This is a genomic window from Streptomyces sp. NPDC086554 (assembly GCF_040686095.1).
GTDB lineage: Bacteria > Actinomycetota > Actinomycetes > Streptomycetales > Streptomycetaceae > Streptomyces.
The window spans coordinates 39,859-52,954 of the sequence record NZ_JBFBJK010000002.1 but is presented as its reverse complement, the minus strand read 5'-3'; the positions used below and the strand labels follow the sequence as shown (position 1 = coordinate 52,954).

Below are 13,096 nucleotides of genomic sequence, written 5' to 3'. Positions count from 1 at the left end.
CCTACAGGTAATGACGGAAGTGGGCTGGCCTTCTTGGTTCGTCCTGGTTCACCGAGGTGAACCGTCCGGCCCCGGGGTGGCTTTGAGGTGCTCGGCGAGCTGCTGGAGGGTGGCCCAGGAGTTCGGGTCGGTGCCGTCGCCCAGGATGTAGTGGAGTGTGGGCCGGGCTGTGGGGCCGAGCTGGGAGGGGCGGAGGCCGCCCTGTGGGTGCTGGGCGTGCGTCAGGCCGATGTCGTTCACGGCGTCTTCGCCCAGGGTGAAGGAGAGAGGGATGGGCGGGGCTTCGAAGCGGGGCGGGACGGTGAGGTCTCGGCGGGCGGTGCGGAGCGTGGTGAGCATGGAGGTCAGGCCGTGCTCGGTAGCCAGGGTCTCGGCCAACGGGGTGATGGCGTCCAGGGGCGGGGCTTCGTCGGTGGCGTAGCCGAGGGCGAGGGTTATGTGTTCCTCGATGCCTGCCGGGGTGTGGGTGATGTGGGTGGTCGCGATGGCCGGGTGGTCGGGGGTGCCGACGGCGGTCAGCCAGGTGGGGGCGGACTTCTGGGCGCGGGAGCGGGCCAGTTCGGTCAGCTGACGGAGGGACCAGGGCAGGGCGATGGGTTCGGCGGTGGACCATCCGGCCGGTGGGGTGCCCGTGAGGGTCTGCCAGGCCGCTTGCAGGGCGCCGCCGAGCAGGAGATCTTCGTCGGTGGGGTGCGCGGTGTGGAGGGAGAGGAGCAGTTGGCGTTCGCCCGGAGCGTCGGAGGCGGGCTTGGGCTCGGGCTTGAAGGCTTCCGCGATCCGGGTGTTTCCGTCCGTGGATTTCACCGGGGTGAAGTGGCCCTCGTGCCAGTGGAGTTGGGCTCCGGACAGGCCGTCGTAGTAGCCGCAGTTTGGGTCTTGGACGACCCAGCGGTTGGGGTGGCCGTGCAGGGCGGTGCGGGTGGGCAGGGTGAGCCTGGTGTGGGGTGGAGTGACGATCTGCAGGGCCAGGTCGCCGGCGGCGGCCGTCCGCAGGGCGTCGGCCAGCCAGCTGGTCATCGCCACGACTGGGCGGTCCTGGATGACGACCGCGGTCTTGTCGGTGAGGACGTCGACCGCGGGTGGCGTTGCTTTGGGTGCCGGTGTGGCGGTGGCGGTTTCGGGGGTGAGCGGGACGACGTCGGTGTGGGCGGCCTCCGGCGGCCAGACCGTGCCGCCGAGCACGGCAGCCAGGCGTCCGGCGAACGAACCGGCGAGCCGTTCGCCCTCCTCGACGGCGGTGGAGGCGCGGGCTTCGGTCCACCAGAACGGTCCGTCGGGGGAGGGGACTTGGTCGCCGAGCAGGCGTTGTGCCTCGCCGGGGACCTGGATGAGCAGGGGTGCTTCGACGGAGACGAGCGGGCGGCCGTTCGGGGTGCAGAGCTGGACGACGGCTCCCTCGTGCACGCTGGTGATGCCCAGGTCGGGGCCGCCCGCGAAGAGCCCGGCGAGCAGGGTGTTGATGTCGGGCATGGTGGGTGTGAGGGCGATGACGTCCTTGGTCACGGGTGTTTGTTCTCCGCGGTGTCGCTGGCCTCACGGGGTTCGGCGAGGGCGGTCTGGATGAGCTGGTGGCGGCGTCCGCGGCGGATGAGGGTGCCGCGGCCGGGGGGTTGGGCGGAGGCGTAGAGGCCGGGGAAGAGCTGGCCTTCGGTGCGGTCGCCGGTCATGAGGAGGGCGGTGGTGCCGGTTTCGCGCAGGGTGGTGAGGAAGGGGTCGTACAGGGCGCGGGAGGAGCCGGCGACGCGGCGGGTGACGATGAAGTGCAGGCCGATGTCGGGGGCGGAGGAGATGTAGGGCAGGAACGGGGCCAGGGGTTGTTGGCCGGCGGTGGTGAGGATGTCGTAGTCGTCGACGAGGATGACGATGCGGGGGCCGGTGAAGGTGGGCCCGTCGGTGATCGTGTCCGGGTCGGCGGTCTCCGGCAGGCGTTTGTCCAGTTCGCCGGCGATGCCGGCGGCGAGGGCGGCGGCGAGTTTGGCGTTGTGGGCGTAGCCGCCGCGGTAGGGCTCGGGGACGTGGCCGCGCAGGCCTCGGCGCGGGTCGAAGACGCCGAAGACCAGGTCCTTGTCGCTGTGGCGGTCGATGAGCTGCCGGGTGATGAGTTTGAGCAGGTTGGTCTTGCCGCATTCGTTGTCGCCCAGGACCAGCAGGTGCTGGTCGTTGCCGAACAGGTCGAGGTGAGCGGGGGCGAGGTTGTCCTGGTCGACGCCGAGCGGGATGCGGGCGGGCTCGGCGGTCGGTGAGGGGAGTTTCGTGGCGGGCAGGGCGGTGGGCAAGACCCGTACGGGGGCGGCGAGTTCGCCGTGCCAGCTGGCCCGCAGCGTGCGGGCGGCGCGTTCCAGGGCGGGGCCGAGGTCGCCGGCGGAGGGTTGGCCGTCGATGCGGGGCAGGGCGGTGTGGGCGAAGAGTTTCGCGTCGGTCAGGATCCGGCCGGGGGTGTCGGCGCTCAGCGTCTCGGAGAGCTTGCGGTCGATGCTGGAGTCGGAGGGGTCGTTGAGGCGCAGTTCGACGCGGGTGCCGAACAGGGACTGGGTGGCGATGCGTACGTCGTTCCAGCGCAGCATGCCCGCCACGATGTGGATGCCGTAGCCGCTGCCGCGTTTGAGGAGGTCGGCGATGGTGTCGTCGAGGTCGTTGAACTCGTCGCGCAGGGCGCCGAAGCCGTCGATGAGCAGCACGATGTCGGTCGAGCCGAGCTCGGTCAGGCGGCCTTGGGCGCGCAGGTGGCGCAGTTGGTCGACGGAGTCGATCCCGTACTCGCGGAAAAGCTCTTCACGCAGGGCGAGTTGGGCGCGGACCTCGGCGACGGTGCGGGCGGCGCGTTCGTGGTCGGCGCGTCCGGCGATGCCGCCCACGTGCGGCAGTCCGGACAGTGCGGAGAGTCCGCCGCCGACCAGGTCCAGGCCGTAGACGGCGACGTCGGCGGGGGTGTGGGTCAGGGCCAGGGAGAGGGCGAGGGTGCGCAGCAGGGTGGTCTTGCCGGACTGCGGGCCGCCGATGACGGCCGTGTGCCCGCCCGCGACGGTCAGGTCCAGAACCCAGGGCTCCTGCCACTGCTTGGCCGGATCGTCGAGGACGCCCAGCGGCACGCGCATCGCGCCGAAGCTGTCGGCGAGGTGCAGTCCGCGCGCGGAGGCCTGAACGGGGCCTGCGGCCGAGTCGAGCGTGATGGCATCGGGCAGCGGGGGCAGCCAGATGCGGCGCACCGGAGGGGCGGCAGCGCACAGCTGGTCGACCATGGCCGAAAGGACCGTCGGGCCGGTCTCCCGCTCCCGCGTGGCGGGTTCTTCCGTTGCGCCGCCGGCCTCGGGGTCCTGTCCCGTGTTGTACGTCGGGTAGGGCCAGGCGAGGGGTGCGTCCTCGGTCCGGTCGTGGCGGGCCGGGCCTCGGTGGGCGCCGGAGACGTAGCCCGCCTTGAAACGCTCGTACGTCGATGTGTCGACCTTGAGATAGCCGAATCCCGGCAGCGGCGGCAGCTGGAAGGCGTCGGTGGTGTCCAGGACGGTGCGCGACTCGTCGGCGGAGAAGGTGCGCAGGCCGAGCCGGTAGGAGAGGTAGGTCTCCAGGCCCTTGAGCTTGCCGGATTCGATGCGCTGGCTGGAGAGCAGCAGGTGCACGCCGATGGAGCGGCCGATGCGGCCGATGGAGAGAAACAGGTCGATGAAGTCGGGCTTGGCGGTGAGGAGTTCGCCGAATTCATCGATGACGACGAACAGGTGGGGCAGGGCCTCCAGGCCGAGTTCGGGCTGTTTGGCGCGCAGGGCGGCGTAGTGGCCGATGTCGGCGACGTTCCCGGCGTCCTTGAGTACCTGCTGGCGGCGTTTGACCTCACCGGCCAGGCTGGTGTGGACGCGTTCGACGAGCCCGGCCTGGTTCTCCAGGTTCGTGATGACGCCCGCGACGTGGGGGAGTTCGGTGAAGGGGGCGAAGGTGGCACCGCCCTTGTAGTCGACCAGGACGAGCGCCAGGTCCTCGGGGGAGTGGGTGGCGACCAGGGCCAGGACCAGGGTGCGCAGGAGTTCGCTCTTGCCCGATCCGGTGGCGCCGACGCACAGGCCGTGCGGGCCCATGCCCAGCTCGGAGGACTCCTTGAGGTCCAACAGGACTGGTTCGTGGCGGTCGTTGAGGCCGATGGGTACGCGAAGGAAGTCGCGTTCGCCGCGAGGCGCCCACAGCTTGCCGAGGTCGAGGGCGGCCGGGTCGTCGATGCCGAGCAGGGTGGGGAAGTCGACGGGGCCGGATATCGGGGTGCCCTCGGCGGCGGACTCCGCCGACAGGCGCAGCGGGGCGAGCATACGGGCCAGGCCCTCGGCCCCCGCGATGCTCACGTCGTCCGTGGTGCCGCGGCCAGGCGTGGCGCGGGGGGTGCGCAGGTCCTCGACGGTGACATGCTCGCCGTCGACGGTGATGCGGACGCTGACCTGGTCCGGTTCGTGCACCTGCTGCTCGAGGAGGTGGAGCACGGTCACGCCCATGCTCGTGAGGTCAACTGCCGTGTCCGGACGGGGCAGTTCGGTGGCCGTGCTGCCGTGGCTGTCGCTGACGGCGAGGAGACGGTCGTTCATCCGCAGTGCGTTCTTGTCGGACAGGCCCCGGCGGACTTCGGCGGCGTAGGAGGAACGGCGGCGCAGATCCGGGGCGCACTGCTGGGCGAGCGTGGCCAGGTCCGGGGCGGTCCGCCGGGCGGCGACCGGGCCGTCGTCCTGCTGGGGGTCGAGGATATGGGGCAGCCACTTGGCCCACTCCCACTCGGGCAGCCGGTCACCCGAGACCGCGAGGCCAATGGCGACATCGTCGGGGGCATGGGTGACGGCGGCCTGGATGAGCAGGGCGCGCGCGACGCGCAGGGTGCCTTCCCGCTCGCCGATGATGCTGACGTTGCCCGCGCGGTCCAGCGGCGCCATGAGGGGGAAGTCGGTGGCGGTGGTGAACCGGTGCTGCAGCGCCCGGGCCTCGTTCAGCATGAAGGGGTCGGGCGGGGTCAGCACACCGCTGCCCGAGTTCTGCCCGATCTCCAGCTGCTGCACGGGTACGTCGCCGGTGCCGAGACGCACCCGCAGGAAGTCGGTGTCCAGGCGGCGCCGCTCCCACAGCCTGGCAGGGTCGCGCACCAGGTCGTACAGTGCCGTCGGAGGAGGATTGAGGACCCGCGCCTGTTGCCGCAACTCCCGTTCGACGGCGCCCAGTTCCTCGCGCTGTTCCTCGACGTACTCGAGATAGCGCTCGCGCTGGGTACGCCGAGTGCGCTGGGCCTTGCCGCGCTGCGACAGGAACAGGGCGACCGCGCCGAGCAGGGCGAAGACGAGGACGATCGCGCCGACGGCGGCGAACTGGCTGTTGCGGATGACGGTCATCATCACGACCGAGCCCATGACGCCGGCCATCGGAAGCAGCGCGGTGGCCGCGTTGCCCATCTTGCCCTCGGGCAGATTGGGCGGCGGCTCGATGGTGCGCTCGGGGGCGGCGGCCAGCGGCCGGGTGGAGCGGGCCGGGCGGTGGACGAGGCGGTGGGTCATCGCACCCGCACCGCCCGCCCCATCGCCTCGGCGGCCAGCTGGACGGCGGCGTCACGGGAGTTCTGGCCGAGCATGCCGGTGTGGATGGGGCCTCCTTGGGCCAGATGACGGTCATAGGGGAGGGGCACCACGGCCACCCCGGTCTCCCGCAGATGCGCGGCGGCCGTCTTCAGGTCGAGCGTCGTGTCGGGGGAGTTGGCGGACAGCGCGACCACGGTGGTGGCCAGGGCGGAGTGCGGCAGCTGGGCCAGCCAGTCCAGGACCACGCGGGTGCCGCCCACGCCCTCGGCGGTCATCGGGGCGACCACCACGCGGGCATGGGCGGTGTCCATCGCGGTGCGGGCCACCTCGCCGGGCAGCGTCTCGCAGTCGACCACGGTCACCGCGAAGTAGCGGCGCAGCGCGAGGGTGACCGTGCGGTAGGTGGGTACGTCGAGCGGGGCGCCGACGCGTCCCTGGCTGGCCGGCAGCAGCCAGCCGCCGTCGGTGACCGGCACCAGATAGCCGGTGACGTCGGTGAGCTGCATGGCGGGGCTGAGGATGGGGGCCAGGTCGGCGCAGGCCCAGCGCACGGACTCCGCGCCCAGGCGCACCGGCAGGGTGCCGAGCGCGCCGTCGGCCTCGAGCGCGAGGACGGGGTCGTGCCGGAAATGGTTGAACGTCCGGGCCAGGAGCGCGGAGACGGTGGACTTGCCGACCCCGCCCCGGATCGAGGTCACGGCGATCACGCGGCCGGTGGTGACCGGCTGCTGCACCTCACGGGCGAGCCGGGTCTGCTCGGCGACCTCCTGGCCGGCCGACGCGGTGAGCTTGCGCAGCGAGCGTCCGGTGCGGCGGACTGCGGAGTCGCCGCGCTGGGGGACGCCGAGGGCGCGGGCCAGGCGCGGATCGACGGTCGGCACGGACTCCGGGGTGGGCAGCGGAAGGCGGGGATCGCGGGCGCTGCTGCGTACGGCCGGAGCTGTCGGCTGAGGGGCGGGCCGCGGATCCACGGGGGCTTCACGCTCCGCGCTGCGGAGTACGGCGGTCGGCTCGACCGCGGGGCTTGGGCTCGCCCCGAGGTCCCTCAACACATTGCGCTGCCAGTCGTCTTCCTGAGCCATGCCGACCCCCCTACGCGAAGGTGTCGAGCAGACGCCCGTACACACCGAACACCCCGATGACCAGCGGCAGCAGCGCGATCACGCCGACCGACTCCAGGACGTCTCCGAAACGGCGAAGCCGGACCCGCACATGCTCAGGCGGCTGAACCGCGAGCACCACGAGGGGAATCAGGGCGAGCACGCCAAGCACGGCCAGCGGCCCGGCGGCAGGGGAGCGGTCCAGCCACACCACGAGCAGCGCCACGGCGATGACCGCAGCGGCGGCGAACAGCGCGACCACTTCGGCGACCAGCGGGAAGGCCCACGCCCGCAGCGCGAGCACGACTGTGGTGACCACGGCCAGCAGCACGGTCCACACCGTCGGCTCCCGCAGCACCAACACCCCGGCACCGGCCGCCGAGACGGCAAGCACCACTGTGGCGATCGCGAGCCCCCGATGGGTGGCGGCGAGCGCGGCACCCACCCGATAACGGCTCACCGATGCCCCGCCCGAACGCCGGTCATCCAGCCCCGACAACCCAGACGCCATCAGCGCGAGCCGGGGCAGCACCCCGAGCACGACCACGGATACGAGGGCGAGCAGGGACCCCATCCGAGCCTGCTCGGTCGCCGTCCGCGCTCCGTCCTGCAACGCAACGGACGCTTCCCACAGAACCAGGCAGCCGAGGGCGGCCCCGGCCCCGATCAGACCGCCCCGCCCCAACGGCGAGAACCACCCCAGGAAGAGCAACACCAGCATCGCGGCCAGGCCCACCCCTGCCAGCCGCACGGCACCGGACCAGGCATGCGCGTCGGCCAACGTCCAGGCCCCGAGTGCGCCCAGAGCCCCGGCGGTGACGATCAACGTGGCGGAAAGCCCCCGCCGCTTCATGCGCCCCAGTACGACCCCGGCGACGCAGGCCAGAACGGCAACACTCACCAGAGCGTTGCCCACGTCCTCCCGTGCGAACTCACTGCGGGCCAACACCCCGGCGACGAGAGCCCAGAGGACGGTGGCAAGACCGGCAACCACCCGCCGGGCCGCGGACCCCCACCGCCAGGCCCTGACATCCACATCATCGGCGGCCTCATCGGTGACGTCATGCACGACGGGCGCGGAGGGCGCGTCCTCGGCCCGCACGAGCCGCAGCACGGCACCGTCCGCTATCCCGGCGGACTCCAGCGTGCTGTCGTGGGCCAGCGCCGATCCGTCGGCAGTGACGAGATGCCGGAGCATGGGCCGCGCCCCGGCTTGATCGCCGAGCAGCCGCAACACTTCAGGGAGCAGCAGCCCGACGGGCTCCTGGGAGGGAAGGACAAGGTCCACCCGCCGCCGCTCTCCGACCAGGGTGACCCGGCTCAAGGCCGTACGACTCGTACCGCTCGTGCGGCTCAACGGCCCCGCAGATATCACGCGTTCGAACCTATCATCGAGAGGAAGGTGTTACGGAGGGGGAAGGGGACGGTGAAGAAGCTGGTGAAGCGGCCGGGGCGGACGGGGAAGTGGAGGGCACGGAGGAGCTGTAAGGGCTTTTCCCGATAAGCCGATGCGAAATGAACGACCATCCCACGCACCCGGCGCACAGCACGGCTGCGATCACTACCCCGGCGAACACCTTTCCCAACCGCTCATCGATGGTTCGCCGCTGCCGTTGGGCGCCGAACAGCAGGGCATCCCGCAGCCGCCGGCGCCGCACGGACACCGACTCCAGCAACTGGCTGTCGTAATCCTGGGCTGACATCACGCGACCTTACCCATCGGGTATATCTGAGTGGAACCCGACGAAGATGCCATGCTGCAGGTTTGAATAGGCACCCCAGGCTCCTTGGGGTCGGGGGCACGGGGGAACCGCACGGGGCGGAATCCTCCCAAAGCGTAAGGGGAGTATGGGAATTCATGCCTCGGTTCTTGGTGACGGGCCACTAGCTCCTGCCGCGCCCCGAACAGACAGGCAGGCTAGTACTTGCCAGACAGCTCCTCCAGTGCATCCAAGGTAGGGGCCTCCTGAGGGGAGTCCTCGTCTATCGAGCCAATCTCTGGACTGTGAGGCACCTGAGCGAGCCACTCCAATGCCTTGAGCGGAGTGAGCCCCTGATTGTGAGCGTCCCGCAGCAACATCAGCCACTGGGCCCCAACCTCGAATGACGCGTCGCCAGCGGCAGTTCGAGGCTCAAATCCCGCGGCATCATTGCTGACAGAAGCCCACACATAGCCGAGAGTTTCCGCTTCGCGCCGGATTACGAAGTAGCGAACAGGGTGTTCTGTTGTCTCCGGAAATTCATCTTCGGTCGGAGGTAGTTCAGAGCGAAGTCGGCGAGACCGAGCTGCAATCTCGAACGTGCCCCAGGAGTCGCTGTAGGCGGGCCCCTCGGTCCGTGGGTCCTCAAAACCAACTTCCGTCGGAGTGGCGTGACGATTTGGGTCGCCAGGTTCTGGATCGTTGCCGAGCAAGGATGAAACTTCCACAAGAGCAGCTGTGAGCCGTGGGGCGTTCTCTGCATGCACGGCAACCTGCTCTCGCTCACGCGTGTCCATTGTGAGCCATGCGTCGGAGTACGTTTCCAGAGTCACTACAGTCAGGCTGCTCTTCCAGACATCGACATGGATGGCGAACAGCTGCTCTACACGGTGCTTTACCCCAGACTCCAGCCAGATGCCGGGGCATCGAATCCGAAGGCTGGCAAGGAGATCGCCCTCGAGTGACTCCGCCCGCTTCACAGCTTCCGAAATAGCCGTTTCCGGCCTCAGAGGCTCGGCCTCCAGGATCAGGCCCGACACGTCGAGGTGAACATTCCGCATGTCATTCACGGAACGAACCGAGAGGCTGACCTTGCCTGGGGGGACGGCCAGCTCGTGCTTGGCCAGGATGCCCCAGATTGAGACGGCTGTCTCCGCGGCGCCGGCAGTGGTGCCGCCATCGCCGCTCGAAGTGATTTCCCAAGTCCAGTCGCCGATAGGGTCAGTGGTGATCACAGCATGTCCTTGGGGTCAGTTTTGCTACCTGGCGGGATGACGAGTGTTCCATCCTCCAGGCGGACAACGAAAGTGATGCCCTCGCCCTTCGGTCCGCGTCCGCCATGGTGGATGTCCATGAGCGCATCGTAGGACCCGTTGGACATCCAATCGGCGCGAGTCCCTCTACCGCCATCAACCAGCATGATGTGATGATCGGCTTCGGATTTGGCTAGCTGAAGCAAATACTTGCCTCTGCTGATTTCACTGACCGGATCCACGGGATCGTTGAGGTGTTTCATTTGGTAGGAATAAACCTCGCCGGACTCACCTATGATGCGGATGTCCGCATCGGCGCCGACGGGGATCTTGTGCTCGAAGGCGATGGCCTCTGCAGGCACCCCACTCTTGACGAGATCATCCGCAAAGAGAATCTGGTCGGCACCGGGCTGGTACATGGCCTCTTTTCGTGCCCCCAACGACGATACGACTTGACCGAACTCGTCACTCTGGTTGAAACGGCCGGACGCAATGACATCAGCGACCCGTTGTCCGTTGGGTTCTGAGGCAAGCCTGGCGAGCACTCTGTCGAGGACATCCGGCTTTGGTCGCTTCTTGCCCGGTATCCCCTTCACCGCGTCGCGGATGCGTTGTTCCGTATCGCCACCGCGGATGATGGGCTGAGCTTCACCTTCAGGAGGCAACTCATCAGATACTCGAGGGGCACCGTCGTCAGCCCCGGCGCTACCACCTGAACCGGGAGCAGCGTCTGTGCCATTCCCCGAACCACCGCCGAGAGATCCATTCGCAGGGCCATGGTCCGTGCCGTGGCGATGAGCAGAAGCTGGGTCGTCCGCTGCGTGGCCAGCGTTGGGCGCATCGGGGCTACCTTGCCCACCCCCTGCCGAATCTGGGTGGCCTTCGCCGCGGCCCCGCGCGTCATGACTGGCCTGCGGCGGAAGGTTTTCGCCCGCGTGAGCACTGGCCTCAGGGGCACGGGGGCCAGCGCCGACCAGAGCAGGCTCCTGGTGCGGTACAGCTTCGGGAGCTGTCCGTTCGGCGGCAGACCCCTCGATCGGAGCGGTGTCGTTGATGCGGTTGCCCTCGACGTCGACCCGGATGAACTCGCCGTCCTCGATGCGGACCCTGGAGCCGTCGAACTCGAGGTCGCTGTGTACGCGCTGCAGCTCGGGTGTGGAGTCGGCGCCGGTCCGGATGCGGGTGGTGAGGTCGGCGACGCTGGGCAGCTTACTGAAGGCCTTGCCGCCCACCGTGAGCCCGGCGGAGAGCGGGTCGGCGTAGGTGCCGATCTTTGCTCCCACTCCGGCGGCCTTGGCCGCCGCCCCGCCTTTGCCGCCCTTGGCGATAGCCCCCAGGGGGCCGGCGGCCAGTGTGAGGATGTTGAAGGTGGCGGTTCCCGCTGCCTGGACGGGGTGCTCTTCCCACTTGTCCCAGGCCACGATGGCCTTGGCGAACTCACGGGCGGCCGTCTTCTGCCGCTTCTCCGTCGCGCTCTCCTCGTCCGGACCGATCGTGTGGTCCAAGGCCCAGTCGACGGGAGTCATCGTGTACTGGCCGATGCCGCTGACGACGTCGGCGAGACCGCTCCAGGCATCCTTGGCCGAGCCGCCGATGCCGACCAGGTGGCCCAAGCCCTCAAGAGCGGCACCGCCACCGCCGACGATGAAGCCGTCCCAGACGGCCTGCTTGACGTGCCGGTGGATCTCCCACGCGTGGATGGACTCGCTGACGTGGCTGCCCCAGGGCGTTTCCTTGGCCTGCTTGAGGACGTCGGCGTCGTAGCCGTACATCACGGTCTTCTTCGTCGCCTTGTGACTGCCGTCGTCCTCGATGAACTTCGGGCCGTTCACGATCGCCGAGATCTTGGTCGCGGCCCGGCGCTCGGCCGCCTCGAAGGCGGTCTTGGTGACGGCGACGTCGTCCACGAGCTCGTTGTTGCGGTCGGTCTTGTCCTCGTCGTAATGCCAGTCGTCGTCGCCCTCGACGCTGGCGACGAACGCCCTGGCTTCGGCTTCCAGCGTCTGAAGGCGCTTGGCCAGTGGGCGCGCCTCGCTGGAGAAGGTGTCCAGGGCGTCGGCCACCGTCTCCATATCGGCGGCGAAGGTGTCGGCCCGGTCCATCACCGGCTGGGTGCTGGCGAACAGGTCGTCGGCCTCCGGCGCGGTGTAGTACGCCCCGAGCATCTGGAACCGGGAGTGCACATCGGCCCCGCCGTTGCGGATCCCGATGGCGTCGCTGCGCAGCGCGGAGACATCCTTGTCCAGCTGCTCGAAGTCACCGATGAACTGCGGTATGCCCCCCGGCTCGATCATCTTCACTGGTCGGTGCCCTTCTTACGGGCGGCGAGAAGGGCCTTCATGTCGGGGGCCTTCTCCGCATTGCGCTGTGCGGTCGCGGCTTGCTCCAGGTCCCCTGCCACATAGTGGTTGGTCGCCTCGATCGCTCCGTTCACCGACTTCGCGGCCCGAGCGCCGGGGAAGAGAGCATCCTCCGCGGACTTGTCCACGAACAGCGCCAGCGCCACGCCGATCGGCCCGACGGGCACGTCCCCGCAGAACCCCGAACTGATGGTGCCGGCCGAGGTGGCCGCACTCTCAGCGTCGGTCCCGTACGCCTTGACGTCCTTGGCCAAGTCGTCCATCGCCAGCCCCACCAACGACGTCACCGAATCCACCCCGGACGGCGAAATGTCCCACGCAGGCATGCCAAACCCCCTACTGATCCCCGTAATTCAGCCCAGATGCTTGGTGCTGTCGTTCAGCCGATGTTGTCGACCGCAGCCCGCGCCCGCGCGAGCGTCGACTGCGCGGTGCCGTCGTTCTGCTCCAGCGTGGTGCGCACGAGGCGGATGATTTCGCGGACCTCGTTGGCTGCCTTGTTCCAGCGGACTTCCTTGCCGTGGTAGTCGTCTGAGACCCCGTCGGCCTGGTAGTCGGCCATCGCGGCCTTCACCGCGCGGTCGCGGTCGCCCAGCACCCGCTCCAGCTGGCCGATGATGATCTGCAGTCCGCCCTGTACGTCGGCCGATGCGCCGGTGTCGTAGGAGCGGCGGTCCTGGTTTCCAGCCATGGCGAAGTTCCCCCTGCGTACGAAAGTGTCTGGTGTGCGGGTTGAGCGGCTGGCTCAGCCGGAGAAGCGGGCGCCGTCGAAGTTCGCCGAGCCCATGTTCTGGTGGGCGTTGTCCGACTGCTCCTGATCACCGGAGCCGAACGCGGTGTCCATGCCCGCCTGCCCGCCCAGGATCGAGGACAGCGCCCCGTTCAGATCCGAAGTGATCTCGTCCGCACGCAACTTGAACGAGTCGAAGGTCGCCTTGCCCGCCCCGTTGAACTTGCCCTCCAGCGGCTCGGCCGCCTGGACCAGCAGGCTGATCAGCGTCCCGAGATCGTCGCTGGACCCCACGGTGTTCTTCCCCAGCACCGCGAGAGTCGTGTCTCCCATGTCGAACTTCACGAATCCACCCCCGTGTATCCCCAGTTGTGGTGTGCGACGTGGACGGTCCTGCCGTCACGGCATGCACACGC

Annotated in this window: 10 protein-coding genes; all 10 read right to left on the bottom strand. The window is 69.1% G+C overall.

Annotated features, from left to right (window positions below):
• Positions 1–48 precede the first annotated feature (48 nt).
• The gene (locus AB0O76_RS02865; protein ID WP_365484583.1) at positions 49–1,503 is read right to left on the bottom strand and encodes a DUF6177 family protein; all 1,455 of its coding nucleotides are present in this window, start codon (positions 1,501–1,503) and stop codon (positions 49–51) included.
• Positions 1,500–5,516 carry a type VII secretion protein EccCa gene (gene eccCa, locus AB0O76_RS02860; protein WP_365484580.1) on the bottom strand — a complete coding sequence of 1,339 codons (4,017 nt, stop codon included), beginning with the start codon at positions 5,514–5,516 and terminating at the stop codon, positions 1,500–1,502. The genes AB0O76_RS02865 and eccCa overlap by 4 nt, the downstream gene beginning before the upstream one ends.
• The gene (locus tag AB0O76_RS02855) at positions 5,513–6,619 is read right to left on the bottom strand and encodes a type VII secretion protein (protein WP_365484577.1); all 1,107 of its coding nucleotides are present in this window, start codon (positions 6,617–6,619) and stop codon (positions 5,513–5,515) included. The genes eccCa and AB0O76_RS02855 overlap by 4 nt, the downstream gene beginning before the upstream one ends.
• A gap of 10 nt (positions 6,620–6,629) precedes the next feature.
• Positions 6,630–7,961, bottom strand: a complete 1,332-nt coding sequence (eccD, locus tag AB0O76_RS02850) for a type VII secretion integral membrane protein EccD (RefSeq protein WP_365484574.1) — start codon at positions 7,959–7,961, stop codon at positions 6,630–6,632.
• Positions 7,962–8,025: 64 nt separating this feature from the next.
• On the bottom strand, positions 8,026–8,340 hold the full coding sequence (locus AB0O76_RS02845; protein WP_365484571.1) for a hypothetical protein: 315 nt from the start codon (positions 8,338–8,340) through the stop codon (positions 8,026–8,028).
• 215 nt (positions 8,341–8,555) lie between these two features.
• Positions 8,556–9,572: a hypothetical protein gene (locus AB0O76_RS02840; protein ID WP_365484568.1), complete on the bottom strand. Its 1,017-nt coding sequence runs from the start codon at positions 9,570–9,572 to the stop codon at positions 8,556–8,558.
• On the bottom strand, positions 9,569–11,884 hold the full coding sequence (locus AB0O76_RS02835) for a hypothetical protein (protein ID WP_365485509.1): 2,316 nt from the start codon (positions 11,882–11,884) through the stop codon (positions 9,569–9,571). The genes AB0O76_RS02840 and AB0O76_RS02835 overlap by 4 nt, the downstream gene beginning before the upstream one ends.
• A gap of 2 nt (positions 11,885–11,886) precedes the next feature.
• A complete protein-coding gene (locus AB0O76_RS02830; RefSeq protein ID WP_365484565.1) occupies positions 11,887–12,276 on the bottom strand; it encodes a DUF6507 family protein in 390 nt (129 codons plus the stop codon).
• A 53-nt stretch (positions 12,277–12,329) separates the two neighbouring features.
• Entirely contained in the window at positions 12,330–12,641 is a 312-nt protein-coding gene (locus AB0O76_RS02825; protein WP_361461276.1) for a pore-forming ESAT-6 family protein, read from the bottom strand.
• Between the two features lie 54 nt (positions 12,642–12,695).
• Positions 12,696–13,025 carry a hypothetical protein gene (locus AB0O76_RS02820; RefSeq protein WP_365484562.1) on the bottom strand — a complete coding sequence of 110 codons (330 nt, stop codon included), beginning with the start codon at positions 13,023–13,025 and terminating at the stop codon, positions 12,696–12,698.
• Positions 13,026–13,096: the final 71 nt, after the last annotated feature.